Annotated in this window: 24 protein-coding genes, 2 tRNA genes and 1 riboswitch; of the genes, 13 read left to right on the forward strand and 13 right to left on the reverse strand. The window is 72.8% G+C overall.

Annotation, left to right across the window (positions count from 1 at the left end; all coding sequences use genetic code 11):
• The first annotated feature begins 83 nt into the window (after nucleotides 1-83).
• A complete protein-coding gene (locus ACFVST_RS20545; RefSeq protein WP_390153916.1) occupies nucleotides 84-386 on the forward strand; it encodes a GroES family chaperonin in 303 nt (100 codons plus the stop codon).
• Nucleotides 387-455: 69 nt separating this feature from the next.
• Nucleotides 456-522: riboswitch (guanidine-III (ykkC-III) riboswitch) on the forward strand.
• Between the two features lie 37 nt (nucleotides 523-559).
• Nucleotides 560-880, forward strand: coding sequence for a quaternary ammonium compound efflux SMR transporter SugE (sugE, locus tag ACFVST_RS20550; protein ID WP_390153796.1), 321 nt, complete (start codon nucleotides 560-562; stop codon nucleotides 878-880).
• Here the strand turns inward: sugE and ACFVST_RS20555 are convergent.
• Nucleotides 874-3237, reverse strand: a complete 2364-nt coding sequence (locus ACFVST_RS20555; protein ID WP_390153799.1) for a transglycosylase domain-containing protein — start codon at nucleotides 3235-3237, stop codon at nucleotides 874-876. The two genes, sugE and ACFVST_RS20555, sit on opposite strands and share 7 nt — an antisense overlap.
• Nucleotides 3238-3524: 287 nt before the next feature.
• Between ACFVST_RS20555 and ACFVST_RS20560 the strand changes: the two genes are divergently transcribed.
• A complete protein-coding gene (locus tag ACFVST_RS20560; RefSeq protein WP_390153802.1) occupies nucleotides 3525-4418 on the forward strand; it encodes a DUF1707 domain-containing protein in 894 nt (297 codons plus the stop codon).
• A 46-nt stretch (nucleotides 4419-4464) separates the two neighbouring features.
• Here ACFVST_RS20560 and ACFVST_RS20565 read toward each other — a convergent pair whose 3' ends face one another.
• On the reverse strand, nucleotides 4465-5814 hold the full coding sequence (locus ACFVST_RS20565) for an SGNH/GDSL hydrolase family protein (protein ID WP_390153805.1): 1350 nt from the start codon (nucleotides 5812-5814) through the stop codon (nucleotides 4465-4467).
• A gap of 431 nt (nucleotides 5815-6245) precedes the next feature.
• On the opposite strand from ACFVST_RS20565, the gene ACFVST_RS20570 reads away from it, so the two are divergent.
• Nucleotides 6246-7457, forward strand: a complete 1212-nt coding sequence (locus tag ACFVST_RS20570) for a DUF445 domain-containing protein (protein ID WP_390153919.1) — start codon at nucleotides 6246-6248, stop codon at nucleotides 7455-7457.
• A gap of 13 nt (nucleotides 7458-7470) precedes the next feature.
• Here ACFVST_RS20570 and ACFVST_RS20575 read toward each other — a convergent pair whose 3' ends face one another.
• The 3 genes from ACFVST_RS20575 to ACFVST_RS20585 form a co-directional block, all read right to left on the reverse strand.
• Nucleotides 7471-8100, reverse strand: a complete 630-nt coding sequence (locus ACFVST_RS20575) for an AAA family ATPase (protein WP_390153922.1) — start codon at nucleotides 8098-8100, stop codon at nucleotides 7471-7473.
• A 26-nt stretch (nucleotides 8101-8126) separates the two neighbouring features.
• The gene (locus ACFVST_RS20580) at nucleotides 8127-8432 is read right to left on the reverse strand and encodes a hypothetical protein (protein WP_390153808.1); all 306 of its coding nucleotides are present in this window, start codon (nucleotides 8430-8432) and stop codon (nucleotides 8127-8129) included.
• A gap of 75 nt (nucleotides 8433-8507) precedes the next feature.
• Nucleotides 8508-9608: an SEC-C domain-containing protein gene (locus tag ACFVST_RS20585; RefSeq protein ID WP_390153811.1), complete on the reverse strand. Its 1101-nt coding sequence runs from the start codon at nucleotides 9606-9608 to the stop codon at nucleotides 8508-8510.
• A 229-nt stretch (nucleotides 9609-9837) separates the two neighbouring features.
• Here ACFVST_RS20585 and ACFVST_RS20590 point away from each other — a divergent pair, with 229 nt between their 5' ends.
• From ACFVST_RS20590 to ACFVST_RS20605, 4 genes are all read left to right on the forward strand, one after another.
• Nucleotides 9838-10536, forward strand: a complete 699-nt coding sequence (locus ACFVST_RS20590; RefSeq protein ID WP_390153814.1) for a hypothetical protein — start codon at nucleotides 9838-9840, stop codon at nucleotides 10534-10536.
• Nucleotides 10537-12359: 1823 nt separating this feature from the next.
• A complete protein-coding gene (locus ACFVST_RS20595; RefSeq protein WP_390153817.1) occupies nucleotides 12360-12668 on the forward strand; it encodes a DUF6412 domain-containing protein in 309 nt (102 codons plus the stop codon).
• Between the two features lie 286 nt (nucleotides 12669-12954).
• On the forward strand, nucleotides 12955-13698 hold the full coding sequence (locus ACFVST_RS20600) for a YidC/Oxa1 family membrane protein insertase (protein WP_390153819.1): 744 nt from the start codon (nucleotides 12955-12957) through the stop codon (nucleotides 13696-13698).
• A gap of 96 nt (nucleotides 13699-13794) precedes the next feature.
• Nucleotides 13795-14652 carry a fumarylacetoacetate hydrolase family protein gene (locus tag ACFVST_RS20605; RefSeq protein ID WP_390153822.1) on the forward strand — a complete coding sequence of 286 codons (858 nt, stop codon included), beginning with the start codon at nucleotides 13795-13797 and terminating at the stop codon, nucleotides 14650-14652.
• A 35-nt stretch (nucleotides 14653-14687) separates the two neighbouring features.
• Here ACFVST_RS20605 and ACFVST_RS20610 read toward each other — a convergent pair whose 3' ends face one another.
• On the reverse strand, nucleotides 14688-15770 hold the full coding sequence (locus ACFVST_RS20610) for a Gfo/Idh/MocA family oxidoreductase (RefSeq protein WP_390153825.1): 1083 nt from the start codon (nucleotides 15768-15770) through the stop codon (nucleotides 14688-14690).
• A 57-nt stretch (nucleotides 15771-15827) separates the two neighbouring features.
• On the opposite strand from ACFVST_RS20610, the gene ACFVST_RS20615 reads away from it, so the two are divergent.
• Both ACFVST_RS20615 and ACFVST_RS20620 read left to right on the forward strand, forming a co-directional pair.
• A complete protein-coding gene (locus tag ACFVST_RS20615; RefSeq protein ID WP_390153828.1) occupies nucleotides 15828-17033 on the forward strand; it encodes an ROK family protein in 1206 nt (401 codons plus the stop codon).
• 206 nt (nucleotides 17034-17239) lie between these two features.
• Nucleotides 17240-18076: a hypothetical protein gene (locus tag ACFVST_RS20620; protein ID WP_390153831.1), complete on the forward strand. Its 837-nt coding sequence runs from the start codon at nucleotides 17240-17242 to the stop codon at nucleotides 18074-18076.
• A 55-nt stretch (nucleotides 18077-18131) separates the two neighbouring features.
• On the opposite strand, the gene ACFVST_RS20625 is transcribed toward ACFVST_RS20620, so the two are convergent.
• Complete coding sequence (locus ACFVST_RS20625) at nucleotides 18132-18911, reverse strand: HAD-IIA family hydrolase (protein ID WP_390153833.1); 780 nt, start codon at nucleotides 18909-18911, stop codon at nucleotides 18132-18134.
• Nucleotides 18912-19128: 217 nt separating this feature from the next.
• Here ACFVST_RS20625 and ACFVST_RS20630 point away from each other — a divergent pair, with 217 nt between their 5' ends.
• Nucleotides 19129-19458 (forward strand): hypothetical protein, encoded by a 330-nt coding sequence (locus ACFVST_RS20630; protein ID WP_390153836.1) that lies wholly within the window; start codon nucleotides 19129-19131, stop codon nucleotides 19456-19458.
• Nucleotides 19455-20186 carry a class F sortase gene (locus tag ACFVST_RS20635; RefSeq protein ID WP_390153839.1) on the forward strand — a complete coding sequence of 244 codons (732 nt, stop codon included), beginning with the start codon at nucleotides 19455-19457 and terminating at the stop codon, nucleotides 20184-20186. Before ACFVST_RS20630 ends, ACFVST_RS20635 begins: the two co-directional genes overlap by 4 nt.
• 206 nt (nucleotides 20187-20392) lie before the next feature.
• On the opposite strand, the gene ACFVST_RS20640 is transcribed toward ACFVST_RS20635, so the two are convergent.
• A tRNA-Lys gene (locus ACFVST_RS20640) sits at nucleotides 20393-20466 on the reverse strand.
• Nucleotides 20467-20676: 210 nt separating this feature from the next.
• On the opposite strand from ACFVST_RS20640, the gene ACFVST_RS20645 reads away from it, so the two are divergent.
• Nucleotides 20677-21672, forward strand: coding sequence for an SPFH domain-containing protein (locus ACFVST_RS20645; RefSeq protein ID WP_390153842.1), 996 nt, complete (start codon nucleotides 20677-20679; stop codon nucleotides 21670-21672).
• 63 nt (nucleotides 21673-21735) lie between these two features.
• Here ACFVST_RS20645 and ACFVST_RS20650 read toward each other — a convergent pair.
• From ACFVST_RS20650 to ehuB, 5 genes are all read right to left on the reverse strand, one after another.
• Nucleotides 21736-21809, reverse strand: a tRNA-Lys gene (locus tag ACFVST_RS20650).
• Nucleotides 21810-21928: 119 nt separating this feature from the next.
• The gene (ehuA, locus tag ACFVST_RS20655; protein WP_390153845.1) at nucleotides 21929-22744 is read right to left on the reverse strand and encodes an ectoine/hydroxyectoine ABC transporter ATP-binding protein EhuA; all 816 of its coding nucleotides are present in this window, start codon (nucleotides 22742-22744) and stop codon (nucleotides 21929-21931) included.
• Entirely contained in the window at nucleotides 22734-23384 is a 651-nt protein-coding gene (gene ehuD / locus ACFVST_RS20660; protein ID WP_390153848.1) for an ectoine/hydroxyectoine ABC transporter permease subunit EhuD, read from the reverse strand. Before ehuD ends, ehuA begins: the two co-directional genes overlap by 11 nt.
• On the reverse strand, nucleotides 23381-24130 hold the full coding sequence (ehuC, locus tag ACFVST_RS20665; protein WP_390153851.1) for an ectoine/hydroxyectoine ABC transporter permease subunit EhuC: 750 nt from the start codon (nucleotides 24128-24130) through the stop codon (nucleotides 23381-23383). The genes ehuD and ehuC overlap by 4 nt, the downstream gene beginning before the upstream one ends.
• The gene (ehuB, locus tag ACFVST_RS20670; protein WP_390153854.1) at nucleotides 24127-25071 is read right to left on the reverse strand and encodes an ectoine/hydroxyectoine ABC transporter substrate-binding protein EhuB; all 945 of its coding nucleotides are present in this window, start codon (nucleotides 25069-25071) and stop codon (nucleotides 24127-24129) included. Before ehuB ends, ehuC begins: the two co-directional genes overlap by 4 nt.
• Nucleotides 25072-25097: the final 26 nt, after the last annotated feature.

The following is a 25097-nucleotide window of genomic DNA, read 5'->3' on the forward strand; positions in this document are numbered from 1 at the left end:
CAGGTAGGTTCTGGGGCGTGAGCGCCAACAGCGATAACCACAGCCGTGACCTCAGCGGTCAGCAGGACAAGCTGCCCATCCGGATGCTGCATGACCGGGTGCTGGTGCGGCAGGACTCCGCGGAGGGCGAGCGGCGCTCCGGCGGCGGCATTCTGATTCCGGCGACGGCGGCCGTCGGCAAGCGGCTGGCGTGGGCCGAGGTGGTGGCGGTGGGGCAGAACGTGCGGACCGTGGAGCCGGGGGACCGGGTGCTGTTCGACCCGGAGGACCTGGCTCAGGTGGAGGTGCGCGGGGTGCCGTATGTGCTGATGCGGGAGCGTGATCTGCACGCGGTGGCCGCGGACCGCTTCGAGGGGTCGGAGGACTCGACGGGGCTGTATCTGTAGGGGAGTTCGTATCCGCGGAAGGGCTGGTGACCTTGATCACCAGCCCTTCCCGGTGTTCTGGGGGCCGGGCGTTGCTACCGTTGGGGGAGCCCGACGAGACGCGCCGTACCGGGATGTAGGGAAAAGACGACGCACCGCTGTCATTCGTTCCGGAGTGCACGGAGGTGCCTGTCGTGGCGTGGGTTCTGCTGGTGGTGGCCGGTCTGCTGGAGGTGGGCTGGTCGATCGGGATGAAGTACACGGACGGTTTCACCCGGCTGGTGCCGAGTGTGCTGACCGGTGCGGGCATCGTGGTCAGCATGGTGCTGCTGTCGTACGCGGCGCGGACGCTGCCGATCGGGACGGCGTACGGGGTGTGGGTCGGGATCGGTGCGGCGGGGGCCGCGGTGCTGGGGATGGTGGTGCTGGGGGAGCCGGCGACGGCCGCCCGGATCTTCTTCGTCTGCCTGCTGCTGGTGGCGGTGGTGGGTCTGAAGGCGACCTCGGGTCACTGAGGGGCGGGCGTCTGGTCGGTGCCGCCGGAGGGCTCGCCGGACGGTTCGCCCGAGGGCTCGCCGGAGGATTCGTCCTGGGGTTTCTCCTCGGAGTCCGGCAGCAGCGACAGGTCGAAGTCGTGCACCGGCCGGCCGTGGAGTGCGGTGCGGGTGAACTGGGCCCAGATCTGCGCCGGATACGCGCCGCCGTTCATCCGCCCCTGCCCCAGCGCCCCGTACAGCGGGGTGTGGGTGCCGGTCTTCGGGTTCTGGCCCATGACGGCGATGACGGTGGCGAGGTCGGGGGTGTAGCCGGCGAACCAGGCGGCCATGTCGTCCTCGGCGGTGCCCGTCTTGCCGGCCGCGGGGACGCCGGCGGCCTGGGCGGCGGTGCCGGTGCCGCCCTCGACCACGCCGCGCAGCACATCGGTGGTGGTGTCGGCGGCCTCCCTGCTCACCACCTGGGTGACCGGCCGGTCCGGCAGCTTGATCTCCTTGCCGTCCTTGGTGACCTTCTCGACGACGGTGTAGGTGCCGTGCCGCCCGTGGTTGGCGAGGGTGGCGTAGGCCTGCGCCATGTCGAGGACGCTGGCGGTGGCGGTGCCCAGCGCGATCGACGGGTACGGCCGCAGATCGGGGGTGCCGGCGGGCAGTCCGAGGCCGATCGCGGTCTGCTTCACCTTGTCCGGGCCGACGTCCACGGCGAGTTGGGCGTAGACCGCGTTGACGGAGCGGTCGGTGGCCTTGCGGAGGGGGATGTCGCCGTAGTCGTGGTGGTCCTCGTTCCCGGGGGCGTAGCGGGGGCCGGTCCAGCCCTGGACGGGGCGGCGGTCGTCGCCGTTGTAGACGGTGTTGGGGGTGATGGTGTGGCCCTTGCTGTCCCGGGCGCCGTTCTGCAGTGCGGCGGCGAGCACGAAGGGCTTGAAGGAGGAGCCGACCTGGTAGTCGCGGCGGGTGGCGTTGTTGACGAACTGGCGGGTGTAGTCGACGCCGCCGTACAGCGCGACGACCTTGCCGGTGGCCGGGTCGACGGCGGCGCCGCCCGCCCGCACGGCGCGGTCCACCGGCCGGGCCTTCTTGTTCAGCTTGGCCAGCAACTGCTCGTCCACGGCGGCCTTCAGGGCCCGCTGGCGGGGTTTCTGCAGGGTGGTGGTGATGCGGTAGCCGTGCTGGTCGCGGCCGATGATGTGGTTGCGGGTCAGATACTCCCGGACGGCTTCCACGAGGTAGCCGCGCTGCCCGGAGAGGCCCGAGCGGCCCTTGGGGTCGACGGGGGTGGGGAAGGCGGCGCGTGCTCGGGCGGCCTGGGTCAGCCACCCTTCCTTCACCATGCCGTTCAGCACATAGCGCCAGCGGGCCAGGGCGCGCGGCTTGTTCTCCGGGTGGGCGACCACGTCGTAGGAGCTGGGGGCGTTGAGGAGGGCGGCGAGATAGGCGCCCTGGTAGGGGTCGAGGTCCTTGGCGTCGACGCCGTAGTAGGCCTGGGCGGCGGCCTGGATGCCGTAGGCGTTGCGGCCGAAGTAGCTGGTGTTGAGATAGCCCTGGAGGATCTCGTCCTTGCTCTGCTCCCGGTCGACCTTGATGGCGATGAAGAACTCCTTGACCTTCCGTTTGAGGGTCTGTTCCTGCTCCAGGTAGTAGTTCTTCACATACTGCTGGGTGATCGTCGAACCGGACTGGCGGCCCTTGCCGGTGGCCGTCATCCACGCCCCGCGGATCATGGCCTGCGGGTCGACGGCGGACTCCGAGTAGAAGTCCCGGTCCTCGGCGGCCAGTACGGCGTGCTGCACGGGGCGGGGGACGCGGCGCAGCGGGATGTTCTCCCGGTCGATGTCGCCGTCGCGGGCGAGCTGGCTGCCGTCCGCGTAGAGGAAGACGTTGGACTGGGCTGTCGCGGACTCCTTCGCGGCGGGGATGCCGACGAGGAAGTAGCCGAGGAAGAAGGCGCCGACGAGGAGGACGACCAGGCCGAGGAAGGTGCCGGCCACCATGCGCCAGGTGGGGACGAGGCGCCGCCAGCCGTGGCGTTTCGCCCGGCGGGCGGCGGCCTTGGCCCGGCGCCGCTGCCGGCGGGTCGGGGGGCGGGCGTCGGGGCGGGCGTCCGCTTCCTGACGGGATTCCTGGCCGGCCTCCTGCCGCGTCTCGCGGGGGGTGTCCTGGGCGTCGTGGTCGGTGGCGGGGTGCGGGCCTTCGGGGGCGGGGCGCCGGCCGGACTTCTTCGCCGGGTGCGCTGTGCTGCCGCCGCCCGCGGGCCGGTCCTTGGCGGCCTTGGAACGGCGCGCACGGTTCCGCTTCCGGCCCCGGTCCCGGCCCCGTTCCTGGTCCTGGGCGCCGGACCTGCGGGCGCGCTGCTCGTGCTGCTGCGGCTCGTCGCTCATCTCTCGCGGCTCCCGGTTCACGCCGTACCCGTTCACGCCGTAACGCGGCGGGCGCCTCCCGGAGTGCGCCCTGTTTGCACACTTTCGCACCAAAACGCGGTACGGGGTGCGTGGAGCGTGCGTCCGGGTGGAAATCCCGCGGCCGGTACCGGTGCTCCGGGCCGTACCGGTCGCCGCTCGTGGGGCCGGTCGCGTCCGCCGTGCGCACCGGCCCGGTCCGGGGGCTCCGCAGAGGGGGCCGACCGTCAACTCCCCATCCGCGGTGGGGAACTCGTAGGCTGGCGGGTATGACCGACGAATCCCCGGACCGCTCTCCGGACCGCTCTCCGGACCACGCAGCGGACGTCCCGGACACCTCGGATCTGAGGGCCTCCGACGCCGACCGCGAGCGGGTCGCCGAGCAGTTGCGGGAGGCGATGGCGGAGGGCCGGCTCGACCTGGAGGAGTTCGGCGAGCGCCTGGACCAGGCCTACCGGGCCCGCACCTACGGCGAGTTGGCGCCGCTCACCCGCGATCTGCCCGGGGCCGGGGGGCCGGCGCCGGTGTCGATGGTGAAGCGGCCGGACACCGCGCCCGCCGCGGGTGCCGACTGGGCCGCGCGGATCGGCGGGACCGCCACCTCCGAGTGGGGCGTCGCCGTGATGGCCGGGTTCGAACGCAGGGGGACCTGGACGGTGCCCGCGCGGTTCAACGCGGTCGCGGTCTTCGGCGGCGGCGAGATCGATCTGCGCGACGCCCACTTCGCCACCCGCGAGGTCGTGATCAACTGCGTCGCGGTGATGGGCGGGCTCAATGTGCAGGTGCCGCCCGGGGTGGAGGTCGTGGTCCGCGGGATCGGCGTCATGGGCGGCTTCGACCACCGCGAGGACGGCTCGCGGCCGGATCCGGGCGCCCCGCGGGTGGTGATCACCGGCTTCGCCTTCTGGGGCGGGGTCGGGGTGGAGCGGAAGCTGCCGCGGGAGGAGAAGCGGCGGCTGGAGGAGACGCGCCACCAGGAGCGGATGGAGCGCCGCCGGGCCCGCCGGGAGGCGATCGAGGACCGCCGCGCGGATCGCCGCGCGGCCCTGGAGGAGCGCCGCGGGGACCGCCGCGAGGACCGCGGCGCCCGCCGTGGCGACCGCTACGGCCACGGCCGCGGCCCGCACGACGGACGCTACGGACACGGCGACCGCGGCGACTGACCCGCACGGCGGGAACGGCGCCCCAGGCCCCCGCGCCCGGCCCGCCTCACAGCTCCGCCGAAGTCGCCCCCTTCAGGGAGGTCAGGTCGACGGCGTCGGCCATCCTGCGGAAGCCGCGGTCGCTGGGGTGCAGATGGTCGCCGGAGTCGAAGTCGGGCCGCAGTTTGCGCGGGTTGTACGGGTCGCGCAGGGAGCGGTCGAAGTCGATGACCGCGTCGAAGACCTTTCCGCCGCGGAGCTGGCCGTTCACGGACTGCCGTACGCCCTCCAGGTACCGCGAGTACCCGGGGTGCCCCGCGAAGGGCATCAGGGTCGCGCCCACCACCCGCAGTCCGCGTGCGTGTGCCTGCCGGGTCATCTCCCGCAGCCCGCCGGTGATCTTGCCCGCGTCGGCCTGCGGGTTGCGCAGGATGTCGTTGATGCCGAGGACCACGACCACGGTGCGCACGCCCGTGCGGTCCAGTACGTCGCGCCGGAAGCGGGAGAGGCCGCTCGGGTTGCCCGGGGGGCGGCCGGGGCCGTCGGTGAGGATCTGGTTGCCGCTGATGCCCTGGTTGACGACGCCGTAGCGGGGGGCGCCGGACTCCTCGCGCATCCGCTGGGCGAGCAGGTCGGTCCAGCGGCGGTCGGCGCCCATGGTGGAGGTGATGCCGTCGGTGAGGGAGTCCCCGATGACGACCACGGTGCCTTCGGACTCGTTGCTCAGTACGTCGAGCGCGGTCACATAGCGCCAGTAGGAGCTGCGCTCGCTGTAGGCGCCGCCGGTGGTGTCGGTGGTGCGGTCGCCCTGGGCGAGATAGCTGATCTGACGGGCGTGCAGATGGTAGGTGACCGGCCCGGACGGGGTGGGGGAGTAGCTGCTGACGAGGAGGTCCGCGTCGTGCGGGACGCGGAGCCGTACCGCGTCGCTCATCACCTGCTGGCCGGCGGCGATGACGACGCTGGTGGCGCCGTCGAAGGTGAGGCTGCGGAGCGTACCGGGCTGCGCCGAGGGGTTGTTGTGGCCGGTGGCGACGGCGACGGAGGCGTGCGAGATGGTCAGCGGTGACTGTCCGTAGAGGTTCGACAGCGTGATGCGTGCGCCGGTGCCGCCGACGCTGGAGTGCACCACGTTGCGGACGGTGCTGCCGGCGTAGCCGCGGGGTTCGGTGCCCGGTTCGGCGCCCGTGGGGGACGCGGACCAGGAGCCGACCCAGGTGCCGGCGGAGGCGGGTGCGGCCGAGTTGTGCGGATTGCGGGGACCGGCCAGGGCGTTGTCCTGCGTACGGTCCGGTGAGCCGGCGGCGACCAGGTATATCCCGGTGGACACGGCCACGACCGCGGCGACGACCGCGGCCAGCAGGGCGCCGTACCGTGCGGTGGACACCCCCGTGTCCCCGTCGTGACGCTCGGTCATGCGGTGTTTTTCTCCTCGGACAGGGGGAGCCCGAGGCTCCGTTGTGATGAACCCATGATGATGCATGGGCCGAGGGAACCGGACAGGCCCCCCATCCCTCCAGACGCCGGGAACCCGTGGCGCGTTCCATGAGTCCGTCGGCAAGGGAGAATGTGAAGGGAAGCTGCGGACGGGGGGAGCGGATGAAGGGTGCACAACCGGATGAACCGGCTGGTTTTCCAGGTGAGTCGGCGGATGTTCCGGACGGACCGGCCGGAGTGGAGCATTCCCGGCCGGAGGGCCCGGGTACCCGCATGTCGCGATTCACATCGGATCGCGTCATGAACGGCGGCGCCCCGGCTCCCGCCCCCGCTCCGGTCCCGCCGAACACCCCCGCCGAGCCCCCCGGTTCGGCCGCCGCGGACGCCGAACGGCGGCGCGGGGTACGGCGGATGAAACTCACCGCGACCGGACTGCTGCTCTTCGTGGCCGCGGTGTACGTACTCGCCAAGTGGGCGCAGAGCTCGGGCGCCGGAGTCTGGGCCGGGTATCTGGCGGCGGCCTGCGAGGCGGGCATGGTCGGTGCGCTCGCCGACTGGTTCGCGGTGACCGCGCTCTTCCGCCGCCCCCTCGGCCTGCCCATCCCGCACACCGCGATCATCCCCACCAAGAAGGACCAGTTGGGCGTCTCGCTCGGGGAGTTCGTGGGGGAGAACTTCCTCTCCGAGGAGGTGGTGCGGGCCCGGCTGCGTTCCGTCGGGATCGGCGCCCGGCTCGGTGCCTGGCTGGCCGAGCCCGCCCACGCGGACCGGGTCACCGCCGAGTTGGCCACCGCCCTGCGCGGCGCGCTCACCGTGCTGCGGGACTCCGATGTGCAGGCCGTGGTGGGCGAGGCGATCACCCGGCGGGCCGACGCCCAGGAGATCGCGCCCGGCCTCGGCACCCTGCTGGAGAAGGTGGTCGCGGACGGCGGGCACCGGCGCCTGGTCGACCTGGTCTGCGGCCGCGCCCATGACTGGCTGGTGCTGCACGGTGACTCCGTGATGGACGCGGTGCAGGGCGGGGCGCCGGGCTGGACGCCGCGCTTCGTGGACCGCAAGGTCGGCGAGCGGGTCTACCGGGAGCTGCTGCGGTTCGTCACCGAGATGCGGGACATGCCGGAGCATCCGGCGCGCGGCGCGGTGGACCGCTTCCTCGCCGACTTCGCCGGCGACCTCAAGTCCGACACCGAGACCCGGGCCCGGGTGGAGCGCCTCAAGCGGGAGGTGCTGGCCCGCGGCGAGGTGCAGGACCTGATCGCCTCGGCCTGGTCCGCGGCGCGCTCCACGATCGTGGCCGCCGCCGAGGACGAGCGCAGCCAACTGCGGCTGCGGGTACGGGCGTCGCTGCTGTCGCTGGGCGCCCGGATGTCGGCCGACGCCCGCCTCCGCGCCAAGGTCGACGGCTGGGTGGAGGGCGCCGCGGTGTACGTGGTGTCGACGTACCGGGCCGAGATCACCTCGCTGATCACGGAGACGGTGGCCGGGTGGGACGCCGAGCACACCTCCCGCAAGATCGAGGCGCACATCGGCCGCGACCTGCAGTTCATCCGCATCAACGGCACCGTCGTCGGTTCCCTCGCGGGCCTCGCCATCTACGCCCTCTCCCGCGCACTGGGCGGCTGACGGGGCGGGTGCCTCAGCCGAGGCGGATGTGGCGCAGGCCGGTGGCCTTGCGGCGGGTCCAGGCGGTGAGCGGGCCGTCCCGGTCGGGGAGCAGGGTGAGGCCGGCCGAGGCGGCGATCCGGTCGGCGACCTGCGGCACGGTCAGCTCGTCCGTCCACAGGTGCTCGGCGAACTCCGGCTCACCCAGCCGCGTCAGGCAGACGTCCACCTTCCGCACCGCGAAGCTCTCCCGCCGCAACGCCGCCCGCTCCCCGCCCAGCACCCGCACCGCGCGCCCCAGGACCCGCTCCCGCAGCCGCCGCAGCACCGTCTCCCGATCCGCGAGCAGCGCGAAGTGCCGTACGTCGTGGCCGGATTGGCGGAGGCGGCCGACGGTCTCGGCGAAGTAGGCCGGTTCCACCACCGTCATCGGGGCGATCACCGTGCCGGGGTGCCGCGAGAGCGCCAGGTCCAGCAACTCGAAGACGGCCTGCCGCCACACCGGCAGGTCCTGGAAGTCGCCGCGCAGCGCGGGTGGCAGCGTCCGGTGCAGCCCGAAACCGGCCTCCTCCGGATCGCACACCACACTCCCCGGCAGTCGCCGCCGCAACTCGTACGCGGTGTGCGTCTTGCCGCCGCCGAACGGCCCGTTGATCCACAGCAGCCGCCCGGGGCGGGCGGCGCCGGAGGTCAGGACGCCCGGCGGTCCGCGACCGCCCAGGACGCCACGGCGACCGCCCCGGCCACCGAGAACACCGCCGGCCAGGCGCCGACCTTCTTCGCCAGCGGGTGGGAGCCCGCGAACGCCGCCACATAGGCCGCGGTCAGCGCGCCCGCCGCCACGCCCCCGGCCTGCCGCCGCCACTGTTCGGCCGCCGCCGCCCCGGCCACCGCCAGCACGGCCCCGCCCAGCGGCCGCTTCCTGGTCCAGCGGGCAACGGCGTAACCGCCGACGAGCCCGGCGGCGGCGATGGGGGTGGCACTGACACGGGCCATGACGAGGACCTTCAGAGGACTCCGGGCACCCGGCCGGTCCGGGCGGGCAGGGCGGAGCGCCCTGCCCGCCCGAGGCTACGCCCCGTGGCACTCCCCGTACGGCCTGGGGGAACCGCACCAGCAGGGCGCCGTCGCGGCGGGCGGCCAGGCGGTGGCGAGGCCGCGGGCGGCGAGGATGGTGGCGTACAGGGGGAGGAGGGTGGCGTCGGCCGGGTCGGCGGCCTCGGAGGCGGCGAAGGCCTCGTAGGAGGGGACGGTGGCGGAGACGATGCCGAGATTGCGGGTGCCGGAGGCGGCCAGCTCCCGCAACGCGGTCTCCACACCCGCCAGATGCGCTGCGTGCGAGGGATACTCCTCGGCCAACTCCGGGTATCCGGCGAGCAGTTCGGTCAACTCACCGGCCGGCCAGTGCAGTACGGCCACCGGGAAGGGACGGGACAGGGCGGCGCGGTAGGCGCCGAGTTCGGCCCGGAGGCGGGCGATCTCGGCGCGCAACTCGGCCGGGTTGTCCGAGCCCAGGGCCCACACCCGGTTCGGGTCGTGCAGCTCGTCCAGCGGGACGGAGGAGGTGTGCAGGGCGTCGGCGAGGGCGTCCCACCCGTCGTGCCCCGTGCCCAGCATCCGGCGCACCCGGTGCCGCCCGACGACCACGGACTGCGCGGCGGGGTCGGCGAGCACCGTCGCGGTGGCGGGCGGCGGGGCGCCGTCCTCGGCCAGGATGCGGGCCGCGGCCTCGCTGAACACCTCGTGCGCGGCGTCGAGTTCGTCATGCGCCTCCAGCGCCTCGGCGACGACCACCCAGGGCGCCGGGTCGCCCGGGGCCGCGGCGCGCACCCCGGCCATGACGGCACGGGCCTCCGCCTCGTGCCCGTACTCCCACAGGTTGGCCGCCTTCAGGGCCTTCACCAGGTGGGGGCGGTCGAGGGGCGGTGCGGTGCCCGGGTCCGTGGTGGCGAGCATCCGGTCGTAGAGGGAACTGGCGCGGTCGCGGGCACCGGCGAGTTCCAGATGGGCGGCGGCCTGGAGCAGCAACTCCTCGGTGTCCTCGGGGTACAGCCCGGCGGTGCGCTCCAGGCGTTCTGCTTCGGCGATGTGGTCGACCCGGTCCGCCTCGGCGGCGGTCTCGGCGGATCCGGCGGGGCCGGTTGGACTGGCGGCGGAGGTGTCGGGACGCATACGCAAACGGTACTGCCGGGTGCGGGCGGAAAGGGAGGCCGGGCGGGGGCCGCGGATGCGGAACGCGGGGGCTGGCACGGGGGTCGGACGCTGGCGGTGGAGGTGGCACGCTGTGGCGTATGCGTGCGGGGGAGCGGTCACCGGGGTTCTCGGCATTCCCGGATCGGATGCCGGGGGCGACGCACACCTCCCGCGCCTCCCGCGCCTCCCGCAGAGAGGAGCCGCAGCCATGAGCCTCGTCGATCCGGCCTCCCGCTGGTGGAACCGGGACGCCAACCGCCGCGGCGCCGCCTACACCTGCTGGACCGTCGCCGTCCTCCTCGCCCTGGTGGGCATGTGGAGCACCATGGCCGCCGGGGTCAGCCCGCTGCCGATGTGGTTCGGGGTCGCCTCCGCAGTCCTCCCGATCCCGCTGCTGCTCGGCGGCATGTTCCTCATCGGGTTCGCCTCCGCGCACCGCGACGGCCTCGACCCGCGGTACCTGGTCGTCCCGCTGGCCTCGTACTTCATCGCCAACGGCACCGGCGCGCTCCTCGGCGGCTACCAGTCCGAGCACGGCCTTGAGGGCGGGCACGCGGTCTTCGCGGTGTTCCTCGCCGGCGGGATCGCCGCGATCGCCGTCTCCGGGCTACTGCGCCGCCACTCCCGCGCCAGGGCGAGCCTGCGGGAACTCGTCGGGCGCTCGGGCGTCGTCACCACCGGGGTCGTCACCCGCGCCCGCGGCTCCTTGCTGAACCACCGCCCCGCCACCCGCGTGACGGTGAAGTTCACCGACACCCGAGGCAGAGACCGCTGGGCGACCGACACCATCGCCGGCACCGTACACACCGGCGAAAAGCTGCGCGTCCACTACGCACCGGACGCCCCGGACGCCACGGACGCCACGGACCGCAAGGCGACCGCCGTACTGAGCCGGAGACGCCGGTGAGCGAACCGCCTGGCCGGCTCACGGCGTCGGCCCGCATCTGAACTGGCCCCCACGACAAGGGACTTGGCCCGCTCGGGAGGTCGTACGGTCAGCGGCCCCGTCCGCGCCGAGACCGCTGTTCCTGGCCGGCGGCCCGCGAGGAGGGAGTCGAAGACCGCTCCCCAGGGCCCGACGGATTCCCTGCCCGGTCTGCCCGACGCGGTGGTCGACCGCGTCCGCGCCTTGGCCGCGGACACCGGCGAGCCCCAACCGGCGGCAGGCCCGTCCGACCGGCCCGCTCCCGCGCCATCTCCTGAGCGGAGGCAGCCACCTCTCCTCGGGCGCCTGCGACACCCTGGCGCAAGGTGTCCTCCGCCTGACGCTGCCCGGGGGCCGAGTGCCTCACGGCGTGCGAGTTCGGCGGCGGCCCCCGGCCTTGCGACAGGTCGTGCGAGGTCGGCAGCGTGTGCGGGAGTGCGCTGTCGGCATCGGGCAGCGATTCCCGTACCAAGGTCTTTAGCAACGGCAGCACGGCCGTGTGTGCGGTGCGCGCGTCGTCCCCGGCCAGGGCGGACACCGTGCGGCTGTCGGCGAGGACCTGTCCCAGCGCGGGCCGGGTGGTCACGTCGCCCCGGCCGCCGACCGCGAAGTCCACCAGCACCGAACGGCACCGCGACAACCAGGCCTCCGCCTCCTCACCGGAGAACGACCGGGCCCGCTCCGTACCCACGGCCTCGGCACCGCCGCCTGCCCGCAGAAGCGCCCCGTCCGCACCCCGCCCGTTGACGTACAGATCCTGGGCGAGCCGGTTGGTCACCCGGAAACGGTGTGCACCCAGCCACTGGACCCACCCGCCGCCACGGTCCCGGTATCGCGTCATAGGCCTCCTGATGATCCTCCGGCCACACCCAACACCCGGTTCCGAGGCGGCAGTTGGTGAGAACCGGGTACAGCGCGTCCAGGCGGCTCCGCTCGGCCCGTACCGCCAGGGCCACCATCTCGACCTGGAAACCCGCCGCCGCGAACCGCTCCGCGTCGCCGAACGTGGCCACGGGGTCCTTGAACGTGCCTCCGAACCGCGTACCTCGTGCTCGAAGATTTCGTCCAACTCGCTTTACGAAAGGGCGTAGTTGCTCGCGTCAGTCACGGCCAGCCGACTCCATACGCGCACACTCTTCGGTCCACTCCTGAATGCGGGCGATGAGTTGCTCGCGGTCGTCCGCCGAAACGGCGCGCTCGGCGTCGCGCAGCCGCATGACCTTCTCCCACCAGGCGCCCCACTCTTCCTTGGTGCTGGCTGTCCTGGACAGGTGGACGTAGAGACCGGTCAGCCGGGTCGCCGCTTCGGCGAAGACTCGAAGACCATGGCGGTCGGAACATCGTGGTAGGCGGCGGGACTGTGCTGCGGCATGGACATCGCTCTCCTCGCTCTGCCAAACGGCGTCTCCGAACGGCGACCTTCGATGCGGCAGCCTTCCCAAAACCCCTTTCTCCGGGGGGGGGCGTTGGGGCTCATCGTGGCACGGTGATCGCGCGGTCACTCAGGGTTTGGCCGGTGACGAACGACCGCGACAGGAAGGGACTTCCTGCGCACGATCACGTGAGTGAAGGCGCCGCTGAGCCTGCGGAGGCGGCCCGGAGACCCCCGCAGCGTAGGCCGCAACAACTCCGCACCCACCCAGCGCATACGGCTCCGCACCCCCGGGGTATGACGCATCGCCTCAGCCCAAGGGGATGACTTCCCGCAGGCGACCGGCAAGGTCGAAGGCAATCGTCCGGTGGTGGGCGGGAGTTGGCCGGAGCTTGTGACGGCCGCACGGAGGGGCTGAGGGGAGGGGAAGCGCATGGTGAGGAGTCGGTTGCCGTTGCGGTCGCTGGCCTTGTTGCTTCTGGTTCTCGGGCAGTTGCTGCTGGTGGATTCCGGGAGTCTTCCGACCGCCGTCGCGTTGACGGCGACCGCCGTGGCCGCCACGCTGCTCGCCGCCTGTGCGCTGCTTGCCGCGGGTCGTGCCCCGGCCGTGCCGACCCACCGGGTCCGTACCGCGCTGCGCGACCGTGCCCGGCGTACCGCCTTCCTGCCACAGCGGGACCCGGATGCCGCGGGCCGACCCCGCCCCCGAGCCCCGGGCCGCCCCCTCCCGACGACCGCGTAACGCACCACCCTCCCCGGGATCCGTCAACTGGTCGCTGTCCGAGCGCAGTTGTACCGGTGACGTCGGTGCCGTAAGCCCCGTGTGTCGTCGCTCCGTCCTCGTCTCCCGCGGTGTCGCCGCCGGGCCGGTCTGGTGCCGGTGCCGGGTGGTGGCCGCTTCCCGCGTACCGCGTCCTCCGGTGCCCTGACGGCGTCCGGCCAGTGCGGCGCGATGAGACCCCGGAGGGGTTGCCTTGCCTTCTCTCGCGTCTGTCTTCACCCCTGTCTTCACCTCTGTCCTCGACCCCGTGCTCAGCGGAGCCGCCGCCCTGGTCGGGCAACTGGCCGACCTGCTGGGGCCGTTGTTCGACGCCAACGCCACCGCCGCGGCGATCGTGCTGGGTACCGCGCTGGTCCGGCTGCTGCTGCATCCGCTGGCCCGGGCCGCCGCCCGCGGGCAGCGCGAACGCGCCCGCCTCGCACCGGAGTTGGCCGAACCCCGGGCCCGGCACCGCCGCGACCCCGAGCGCCTCCAGCGGGTCGTCCTCGAACTGCACACCAGGGAAGGGGTGTTGCCGCTCACCGGCTGCCTGCCGGGGCTGCTGCAACTGCCCGCGTTCTTCCTGCTCTACCGTCTCTTCTCCGGTACCGAGATCGGCGGCCGCGCCAACTCCCCGCTGGCACATGCCCTGTTCGCCGCCCCGCTCGGCGACCGCTGGACCGGCGCCCTCGCCCACGGCGGACTGCTGGGCGGGCCGGGCCTGGTCTATCTGGTGCTGTTCGCCCTGGCCGCCGCCGTCGCCACGGCCAACCTGGTACTCACCCGGCACACCGCCGCCACCCCCGTCACCGGGGCGGAGGAGATAGCGGGCGCGGGCGCCATCGCCCGCCTGCTGCCCTTCCTCTCCTACGCGACGCTCGCCACCGTGGCCGTACTGCCACTGGCCGCCGCGCTCTCTGTGGTCACCAGCACCGCCTGGAGCACCGCGGAACGCGCCCTGCTGAACCGCGCCCGGATGGCCCCGGCAGGCGCCCGGCGGTCCAGTACGTGAACGGGGTCTTGCAGAGTGGACGGGCTTCTTGGACGATCGGCCGATGCTCCGATGGCCGCACCCATCGGCTGGGCGCGCTCACAAGGGAGACGAACCATGAAGCTGCTGCGAGTCGGTACGGCCGGGGCCGAGCGTCCCGCACTGCTCGACACCGCCGGCACCCTGCGCGACCTCTCCGGCATCGTGCCTGACCTCGACGGGAGCGTCCTCGCCGACGGTACGGCCCTGGAGCGGATCCGGGCCGCGGCGGCGGGCGGCGAGCTGCCCGCCCTGGACCCGGCGGGCCTGCGCACCGGCCCGCCGGTGGCCGGGATCGGCAAGGTGGTGTGCATCGGGCTGAACTACCACGGCCACGCGGCCGAGACGGGCGCCGCGGCACCGGCCGAGCCCGTGGTCTTCCTCAAGGCCGCGGACACCGTCGTCGGCCCCGAGGACCCGGTGCTGGTGCCGCGGGGTTCCGTGAAGACGGACTGGGAGGTCGAGTTGGCCATCGTGATCGGCCGCACCGCCCGCTATCTGGAGTCCGCGGAGGAGGCCGGTGCGCATATCGCCGGGTACGCGGTGTCCAACGACGTGTCGGAGCGGGAGTGGCAGATCGAGCGCGGCGGCACCTGGGACAAGGGCAAGAACTGCGAGACGTTCAACCCGCTGGGCCCCTGGCTGGTCACCGCCGACGAGATCCCCGACCCGCAGGCGCTCACCCTGCGCACCTGGGTCAACGGCGAGCTGCGGCAGGACGGCAGCACCGCCGACCAGATCTTCCCGGTGGCCGAAGTGGTGTGCTACGCAAGCCGGTTCATGACCCTCTACCCCGGCGATGTGATCAACACCGGCACCCCGGCGGGCGTCGCCATGGGGCAGCCGGACCCGAAACCGTATCTGCGGGCCGGTGATGTGATGGAGCTGGAGATCGCCGGACTCGGGCGCCAGCGGCAGGAGTTGAAGCAGGCCTGAGACGGCGCGCGGGGGCGGCGGCGCGGGGGCGCGGCTCAGAGGCTGACGGTCACGCCCTCGCGGGCCGAGCGGCGCGCCGCCTCCAGTACGTCCAGGGCGGCGGCCGCCTCCGCCGCGGTCACCGGGTTCGGCCCGCCCTCGCGCAGCGCCGCCGCCACCGCCGCGTAGTACGCCGGATAGTCACCGGGCAGGGTCTCCACCGGGTGCCCGCCGCCCGTCAGCGGGGACTCGCCGGCGCCCAGCGTGCCCCACAACTCCCGTGGTTCCACGCCCCATTCGGCCTCGGTGGCCGGGCGGCGGCCCTCCCGCAGCGCCGCCTCCTGCGGATCGAGCCCGTACTTCACCCAGCCCGCGGTGGAGCCCAACACCCGGAAGCGCGGCCCGAGTTGGGCTGCCGTCGCGGACATATAGAGGTGGGAGCGGACGCCGCCGGTGTGGGTGAGGGCGAGGAAGGTGTCGTCGTCGGCCCGCGCCCCGGGACGGCGTACGTCGCTCTCCGCGTACACCCGCTGCACCGGGCCGAAGAGGACCAGTGCCTGGTCCACCAGATGGCTGCCCAGGTCGTAGAGGAGACCGCCGATCTCCGCCGGGTCGCCCGACTCCCGCCAGCCGCCCTTGAGTTGCGGCCGCCACCGCTCGAAACGCGACTCGAAGCGCTGCACCTCGCCCAACTCGCCCTGTGCGACGAGGTGTTGGAGGGTACGGAAGTCGTTGTCCCAGCGGCGGTTCTGGAAGACGGAGAGCAGTACGCCCTGCTGCTCGGCCAGCGCCGCCAGGTGCCGTGCCTCGGCCGCGGTGCCCGCGAGCGGCTTGTCCACCACCACCGGCAGCCCGGCCCGCAGCGCGGTCTCGGCCAGCGCCACATGGGTGCGGTTCGGGGAGGCGATCACCACCAGGTCGAGTTCCCCGGCCCGCGCCCACAGCTCCCCGGCCCCGGCCGCGCAGCGCACCCCGGGGAACTCGGCGCGGGCCTGCGCCTGCCGCTCCGGATCGGAGGTGACCACGGTGTCCAGGACCAGCCCCTCGGTGGCGGTGATCAGCGGGCCATGGAAAACGGAACCCGCCAGGCCGTAGCCGATCAGGCCGACGCGGAGCGGGGAGCTGGTACCAGAGGTCATACGGCCACTTAAACAACGCTGTTGCCGAAGTGCAAGCGGGAGCCGGACAATGGACCCGTGGACGAGGACAGCGGACGAGGCACGACAACCGGCGGCGGCCCGCCCGGAGCCGCCCCCATCGGGAGCACGGGGACCGCCGGGGCCGTCGAGAACCCCGCGACCGCCAGGAGTACCGCCCTCCTGACCGGCCGCGGTGGCAATATCTCCGCCCTGCGCGGGCACAACGCGGCCCTGGTGCTCGACCTGCTGCGGACCGCGGGCCCTTCCGGTCTCAGCCGGCCCGAGCTGGCGGAGCGCACCGGGCTCACCCCGCAGGCCGTCAGCAAGATCGCCGCCCGGTTGCGGGCCGAGGGGTTCGCCGCCGACGCCGGCCGCCGGGCCTCCACCGGCGGCAAGCCCGCCACCGCCCTCCGCCTCGTCCCGCACGCCGCCCACGCCATCGGCCTCCACCTCGACCGCGACCAACTCACCGCCGTCCGCACCGACTTGACCGGCACCGCGGTCGCCGTCCACCAGGCCCCGCTGGATCTCGGGGCCGCCGCGGAGGACGTACTCACCGGGGCCTGCGCGGCGGTCGACGCGCTGCGGGTGGAGGGGGAGACGGCGCTGCTCGGGGTGGGGGTGGCCGTGCCCGGGCCGCTCGACCACCGGCGCGGCGTACTGTACCGGGTCACCGGCCACCCGCAGTGGGACGGCTTCCCGCTGCGGGCGGCCCTGCGGCGGCGGCTCGGCCTGCCCGTCGCCGTCGACAAGGACACCGACGCGGCCGCCCTCGGACAGGCCCTCCGCCCCGACCAGGACCCGCACCCCTCCTTCGCCTATCTCCACCTCGGTACCGGACTCGGCGCCGGACTCGTCCTGGACGGCCGTGTGTACCGCGGACCGCGCACCGGCGCGGGCGAGTTCGGCCACCAGGTCATCCAACTCGACGGCCCGGACTGCGACTGCGGCAACCGCGGCTGTATCGAGGCCCTCTGCCGGGCCGCCGTCGCCCGCGGCGCCCTGCCCGAGGCGGCCCGCGTCCTCGGTGAGGGCGCCGCCAACCTGGTCGCCCTCCTCGGTGTCGACCGTGTCCTCCTCGGCGGCCGCACCATCACCGCCCACCCCGCACCCTTCCTCCACGGCGTTGCCGAAGTGCTCGCCGCCCACGCCGCCCGCACCGGCCGCCGCACCCCGGTCCCCACCACCCTGGCCCCCGGCGGCCCGCAAACCGTCGCCGAAGGCGCCGCCCACCTCCCCCTCGCCCCCCTCTTCGGCCACTGAACGGCACCCGCGGCGCCCACCGGAGAGGGAAGGACAGCGGCCGATCGGCGGCCGGCGGTCGTGCCGGGGGCGGTGGTGCGGTGTGCTCGCAGAGGCGGGGCAGGCAGGGACCGCGGTTCAGAACAGGTACCAGGACAGGTAACGGCAGGTATCGGCACAGGTACCAGGACCGGGACGCGGTACCGGGAGCGACGGAGGCGCCCGCCATGCGACAACCACGGACCCGAGGCACCGGCCACCTCCCGCCGCACCCCGCGGTACCGGCCGCAGCCGTGGCCGCCGCCCTCTGCTGCCTCGCCGCCGCGGCACCCCCGGGCCACCCGCCGGGCGCCGCGGGGTGCGTCCGGGGCGAGGGGCGGGAGTTCCCGGTGGCGGCACGGATCCTCGGCGGGCCCGCCGCATACCGGCCCGGCGGCGCCCCGCAGGAGTGGACCGTGGAACTGTCCGGCCGGGCCCGCGGCACCTGTCGCGCCCTGTATCCGGTCCTGGTCCTCGTCGACGCGGACCGGAAGGTCCAACCCGCCCAGGTGCGGCTGGAGTTCGACCGCGGCAGCCGCTGGCACCCGGTCCACCCGCACGGCACCGACCGGCACGAGACTGTGGCTGTCCTCGGCGAGACCCCGGACTTCCCCGGCTTCACCGTGGCACCGGGCCGCACGGTACGGGTGCGGGTCCGGCTCACCCTGACGCCCGGCGCCGGTCCCGACCACGTCCGCGCCACCGTCGCAGTGGTACGGCGCACCGGCGGCGGCCGCGACGGCGAGTGGGTCGGCGAATCCGCGCCCTACACCTTCGAAGTCGCACCCGACGCCGACGGGGCCGCACCGCCCGCCGCCGAGGCCCACCCCGTCCCCCCGGAGTCGGCCCGGCCCGAACAGCCCCTGCCACGTGGGGAGTTGCCCGCGGAACTGGCCGGGACGGGAGGTGGACGGGGGCTCACCGGGGCTCGGCTCGCCGGGTTCGCCGCAGTGGCCGGGCTGCTGGTGGCGGCCGGCGCGTCCCTGCTCCTCCTCGCCCGCCGCCTGCGCCGCCCGTACCCCTGAACTACCTGGCCCCGGTGGCCAGTTGGCGCCGTGTCGGTGCCGGGACAAGGGGGCGTCAGATGAGGTCCACCAGATCCGCGATGGAGTCCACCACCCGGGTCGGCCGGAAGGGGTAGCGGTGGATGTCGCTCTCGACGGTCAGCCCGGTGAGTACCAGGAAGGTCTCCATCCCCGCTTCGAGACCGGCGAGCACATCGGTGTCCATCCGGTCCCCGATCATCGCGGAGCTCTCGGAGTGTGCGCCTATCACATTGAGCCCGGTCCGCATCATCAGCGGATTGGGCTTCCCCACGAAGTACGGCTCCTTCCCGGTGGCCTTGGTGATCAGCGCGGCCACCGAACCGGTCGCGGGCAGCGCGCCCTCGGGGGAGGGGCCGGTGTTGTCCGGGTTGGTGGCGATGAAACGGGCACCGTCGTTGATCAGCCGGATCGCCTTGGTCAGCGCCTCGAAGGAGTACGTCCTGGTCTCACCGAGGATGACGAAGTCCGGGTCGGTGTCGGTCAGTACGTACCCGGCGTCGTGCAGCGCGGTGGTCAGACCGGCCTCGCCGATGACATAGGCGGTGCCGCCGGGGTGCTGGGTGTCCAGGAACTTCGCGGTGGCCAGCGCCGAGGTCCAGATGTTCGCCACCGGCACATCGAGACCGATCCGGTTCAGCCGGGCGTGCAGATCGCGTGCGGTGTAGATCGAGTTGTTGGTGAGGACCAGGAACGGCCGCCCGGAGTCCCGGAGCTTCTTGATGAACGAGTCCGCCCCGGGCACCGGGATCCCCTCGTGCATCAGCACCCCGTCCATGTCGGTCAGCCAGGACTCGATGGGCTTGCGCTCTGTCATGGGGCCGGACTCCTGCCGTGCGTGGGCCATGGGACCCCATGCTATGCACACGCCGAACCGGGGCATTCCCACGTCCACCAGTCAGAACGCACCCCCCGGGACACGGCACTCGTACTGCGCTTGTGCGGCACGCGTACGGCACTTGTACGGCACTCGCGCGGGCCCGGATGCGGTACCGCCGGGTAGCGCGGAGCCTTCGAGGAGCAGGAGGTTCACCATGCGTAGATCAGTGTTCGCGCTCCGTACAGCAGGGGCGGCCGCCGTCCTGGCCGCGGCCCCTTCCGCGGCGGCGGCCGCGGGCGGCCTCCCGGCCCACCCGCAGACCACGGTGGCCGCACCCGCTGCCCGCCACGGCACGTCCGCCACCGCACGCGCCGAGATGATCGGGCAGTCCCGCGGCGACTCCGACCGGGACGCCCCGCGCACCGGCCCCGGAATGCCGCAGGCCGTGACCGGCCTGGTGCTGGCCGCCGTCGTGGGCGTCCTGTTCACCATCCGCGGCGTACGGGGACGACGGCGCGGCCGCCGGGACCGGGTGGCGCGATGACCACCGCCGAGACCGGCACCGCGGCCGTCCCCACCCTCACCGCCGGACCCCGGGAACACCGGCCCGCCCCGCCCGCCTCGGACCCGGGCACCCTCGCCGCCGCACCCGGCGCCGTACGCCGCCGGCTGCTGGTGGGCGTGCTGGGCGCGGGGCTCCTGATCGGGACCTGGGCGTGGGGGAGCGGGGGCCTGGACGGGCAGCCCGGTACGTCGGTGCCGGTCACCGGGGACATCGCCGCCGCGGGCCGCCCCCGCCCGGCCCTGCCGCCGGCACATCCGCCGGTCGCGGGCGGGGCCCCGCGCGCCCTGGACGTGGACGCGCTCGGCATCCACACCCAGGTCGCCGCCGCCCCCGATCCGAACGCCGCCCCCGGCCCGTCCGCCCGTACCGGCACCGCCGCCGTCCGCTGGGACCGGACCGGTGCCCGACCGGGCGCCGCCGGAGTCACCCTCCTCACCTCCCCGGGCACCCCCGCCCTGTCCCGGCTCGCCGAACTCCGCGCAGGCCGCACGGTACGAGTCACCGACACCGCCGGAGCCGTCGCCACCTACACCGTCGAAGAGGTACGCGCCGCCGACCGCCGGGGTCCCACCACCGCCACCCACCCACGCCACCCCGGCCGAGCCGAACTCCACCTCATCACCTGCCCCACCCCCGCCCCCACCACCTGCCACCGCCCCGTCGTAGCCACCGCCTACCTGACGGGCGTCCACCGACCTGAACGGTGACCCGCACCGCACACGCCGAAGGCCCCCCGCTTCCGCGAGGGGCCTTCGTTGTGTCTGTGCGCCGCCAGGGACTCGAACCCCGGACCCGCTGATGCTGCGTTCCCCCGGGGGATAACCCCCGGACCCCCAGCCGGGCCGCCGGGGCTGGGGGATGTCGCCACACGCCGAAGGCCCCCCGTTCTCACGAGGGGCCTTCGATGTGTCTGTGCGCCGCCAGGGACTCGAACCCCGGACCCGCTGATTAAGAGTCAGCTGCTCTAACCAACTGAGCTAGCGGCGCCTGCTGACCTGGAGAACTGTACCCGATGGCGGAGGGTGCCCCGGTCGCGGGCCCCGGGCCGTGGGCGGCCGCCGCGGTGGTTCCTTCGTTTGGATCGTCAGAATGCGGAAAGCGTGGCGGGTTGCAAAACTGGCGATCATGCAGCCGCCCGGGCCGCAGGCAGTGCGCACCCCACCCGCGCCGCGCCGCCCGGAGGACGGGGAGGTACGGATGACCACCACCACACCGCAGTCTCCGGGGCCCGAACCGGTACCGGACGCAGGACCGCCCACCGGTCCCCGCCAGACTCGGCTCATCCACGGCGAGACCACCACCGAGATCCCGGTCCACCTGCTCTTCCGCGACGACCCCGTGGGCTACCCGTCGACCGGCCCCGCCGTGGTCGGGCGCCGCCGCGGCACCGGCGAACTGCCCCGCACCCCTGCCTACCCCGCCGCCCGCTTCGGCATCGAGGTCGACCCGGGGATCGAGGAGCGGGCGGCGCGGGTGGTGCCCGGCGCGGTGGGTGCGGTGGCGGGACTTGCCGGGGTGGCGGGGTGTGGGGCGGCGCTGTGGTGGGCCGGGCTGCTGCCGCTTCCGGCGCTCTGGCTGCTGGGTCTGGTGCCGCGTCCGGCGGTGGGTCTCGGGCTGCCGGTGACGTTGACGCTGGCCGGGGCGGGTGCGGTGGCGCTGCTGGGCTTCGGCGGTCTGGCCCGGGGGCGGTCGGGCCGGGCCTGGGTGCTGACCCTCTTCGGCCGCTACCGCGGCACCGTCCGCGCCACCGGCCTGCTCTGGGTGAACCCGCTGCTGCTGCGGCGCCGGGCCGACGTACGGCTGCGGCACTGGCGCAGCGAACCGATGCCCGCGGTGGACGCGGAGGGCCTCGCGGTGCGGGTGGTGCTGCTGGTGGTGTGGCGGGTGGCGGACACCGCGCGGGCGCTGCTCGCGGTCGACGACCACCAGGCCTTCCTGCGGGAGACGGCCGAGGCGGCGGTGGCGGCGGCCAGGGTGCGATCGCGGTTCCCCGCCGACGTGGAGGCGCTGGGGAGGGCGCTCACCACCCGCGTCGCGGAGGGCGTCCGGCCGGTGGGCCTGGAGGTCTTCTCGGTCCACCCGTCCCGTATCGACTACGAACCGGACGCCGCGGCCCTCCTCCGCCGCCGGCACCTCGCGGCCCTCGGCGAGTTCCCGCCGCCCGGCGAACCGGAACACCCCACCGCCTTCTGACCCGCACCACCACGCACACAGCAGGAAGGCCCTCGCCGAAACGAGGGCCTTCCTGTGTGTCTGTGCGCCGCCAGGGACTCGAACCCCGGACCCGCTGATTAAGAGTCAGCTGCTCTAACCAACTGAGCTAGCGGCGCCTGCTGACCCGGAAATCATACCCGCCTCCAGCCGGTGCTCGGCACCACGGCCTCGGCCTCCTGCCGGGGAGGGGCGGACCGGCGATCCGGCCCCCCTCCCCGCCAGGGTCGTCCCGGTGTCAGAGCACCGCGCTGAGGAATTCCCGGGTGCGCTCGTGTTCCGGCTCGGTGAATATCTTCTCCGGCGTACCGGACTCGATGACCCGGCCGGAGTCGAACATCAGCACCTGGTCGGAGATGTCCCGCGCGAAGTTCATCTCATGGGTGACGCAGAGCATGGTGATGTCCGTGGTGTGCGCGATGTCCCGCAGTACGTCCAGCACCCCGGCCACCAGCTCCGGGTCGAGGGCGGAGGTCACCTCGTCGAGCAGCAGCACCTGCGGGCGCATGGCCAGGGCGCGGGCGATGGCCACCCGCTGCTGCTGGCCCCCGGAGAGCTGCGTTGGGTAGGCGTCGCAGCGGTCGCCCAGGCCCACCATCTCCAGCAGTTCGCGGGCCCGGTGCTCCGCCTCGTCCTTGGGCAGGCCGAGTACCGAGACGGGCGCCTCGGTGATGTTGCGGAGCACATTCATGTTCGGGAAGAGATTGAACTGCTGGAACACCATGCCGATGTTCTTGCGGACGTCCCGGGTGTGCTTCTCGCCGGCCGGGACCAGCTTTCCGTTCTTCTGCTCGTGGGTGAGATAGTCCCCGCCCACTTTGATGGTGCCCTCGTCGGGCTTGAGCAGCGTCATCAGAAGTCTGAGGATCGTGGTCTTTCCGGAACCGGAAGCACCGATGAGCGTCACATGCTTTCCCGCGTCGACCGAGAAGTCCAGGGAGTCCAGCACGGTGTTGCTGCCGAAGCGCTTGGTGACGTTGTCGAAGCGGATGATCTCGCCGTCGGGCGTTTCCCGGGCGGTGGCTCCCGCGGCAGGTGTCTTCTCAGCGGACAAGGCGGCGCTCCAGGGATCGAAGGGAGAGAGAGGCGATGTAGGCGATGACGATGAAGGCGATACCGATCACCGTGTACGGCTCGGTCAACTGGAAGGTCCGGGAGCCGAACTGGCGGGCCTGGCCCAGCATTTCCAGGACGCCGATGGTGGCGATCAGCGGTGAGTCCTTCAGCATCGAGATGACGTAGTTGCCGAGGGCGGGCACCACGCGGCGGATGGCCTGCGGAAGGATCACCGCGGTCCAGGTGCGGGTTTTCGGCAGGCTCAGCGCGGTGGCGGCCTCCCACTGCCCGACGGGAACTCCGTCGATTCCGGCCCGGTAGACCTCGGCCGTGTACGTGGAGTAGTGCAGTCCGAGCCCCACCACGCCCGTGGCGAGCGGCGAGAGCGTCACATGCCATTCGGGGAGCACATAGAACAGGAAGAACAACTGCACCAGCAGCGGAGTGTTCCGGATGAATTCGGTGATCGCCGTCACCGGCCACCGTACGGCGGCGAACTTCGACCGCTGTGCGAGCGCCCAGACAAGTCCGAGCGCGAAGGCTATGAGCGCGCCCAGGACGAGGGCCTGAAGGGTGACCAGGACACCCTTCCAGAAGTCCGGCATAAAGTCGGCGACTGCCGACCAGTCCCACTTCACGCTGCACCCCCGGTGCTGTTGATCTCCACAGCCGGGTCACTTCTGTGACGTAGGCCTGATTTCTCCGACGAGCTGCCGCCCGTCGCGGGGCGCTGGCCGATTCCGGCTTTCGCCCGGCGTTCCACGAGTCGCATCACACGGGTGATGACGAAGGCGACGACGAAATACATCACCAGAATCACCGTGTACACCGGGGCGCTCTGGCCGGTGGCATTGCGCACCAGGGACGCCGCGAAACTCGTGTCGCCGACACCGAGGATGGAGACCAGCGCGGTCCCCTTGAGCAGCTCGATCAGCAGGTTGTTGAAGGGCGGCACCATCTCGGGCCAGGCCTGCGGCAGCACGATCTTCCGTAGCTGCTGGGCGGGCGAGAAGCTGAGCGCGATACCGGCCTCGCGCTGGGCGGGGGCGACCGCGGCCATGGCGCCGCGGACCACCTCGGAGCCGTACGCCCCGTAGGTGAGGCCGAGGGTCAGGACCGCCGCCCACATGGGGACCAGCTGCCAGCCGAACGCCAGGGGCAGGACGAAGAACACCCACAGCATGAGGATCAGCGCGGACGTTCCGCGGAACACCTCGAAATACAGGCCGGATATGAAGCGGACGGTTCGGAGCCGGTGGGAGCGGGCTATGCCCACGACGAGGGCGACGAAGGCTCCCAGGGCCGCGCTGTAGATGGTGAGCTGGACGGTGACCCAGAGGCCTCTGAAGAGAAGTTCCCAGAGGTGCGAATTTATCTCGCTCATGGCTGGCACTTCTCCTTGGCCGTTATGTTCGTCATCTGTTCCTTCGTGAAGCCGAACGGCCGCATGATGCGGAGGAGTTCACCGCTGCTCTTCATCTTGTGGAGCTCGCGGTTGAAAGCGTCGCGCAGATTCGTCTCCGAGCTGCGGAATGCGAAGGCGCCGACGTCGATGACGGGCTCCATCTTCTTGGTCTTCTGGTTGCGGACATGGGGGGTGACCTCGGCGGTGCCCTCGACCTTGGTGCTTTTGGTCTGCCGGATCACATTGCGTACCGTCACCGCGGTGCCGACGAAGACGTCCACCCGGCCCTGTTCGACCGCGAGCAGACCGGCCAACTGGTCGGGCAGCGTGGTGATCCGCTTGACGCCTGCCGCCTTCGCGTAGTCGATCTCCGCGTAACCGGTGCCGGTGGCCATGCGGGCGTTCTTCTTGGCGATGTCCGCGTAGGTGTGCAGGCCCAGTGGATTCCCTTTGCGGACGATGAAGGCGTCCAGCATCTGGTATTCGGGGTCCGCGAAAATTACCTGGTCGCACCGGTCCGGATTGATGTACATACCCGCGGCGACCATGTCGAACTGCTGGGAGTTGAGGCCCAGGATCAGTGAGCTGAATTCCGTCGGGGCGGGCTGGACGTTCGGCACCCCGAGCCGTTTGAAGATATGTTCCGCGATAACAGGTGCGGACCCGGTGATCTTGCCGTCCGTCCCGATGTATCCGTAGGGCTGTTCGCCGGCGATTCCCAGTCGCACGGTCTTCTGGGCACGCAGTCGCTCAAGAAGGTGCCCGCCGTCGTGGCCGTCTTCGACGGATACCCGACTGCAGGCGCTGGTCGCGCCGATGAGTCCGGCCCCGCCCAGCGCGGTGACACCGCCCAGCAGCGACCTGCGGCTGAACCTGGCGCGTCTGGCTATGTCTGAGTTGTTCACCTGTCGTCGAGCCATGGAGGCGCGGCTACCCGCGCCACCGC

It is taken from the genome of Streptomyces sp. NPDC058045 (genome assembly GCF_042885635.1).
Classification (GTDB): domain Bacteria; phylum Actinomycetota; class Actinomycetes; order Streptomycetales; family Streptomycetaceae; genus Streptomyces.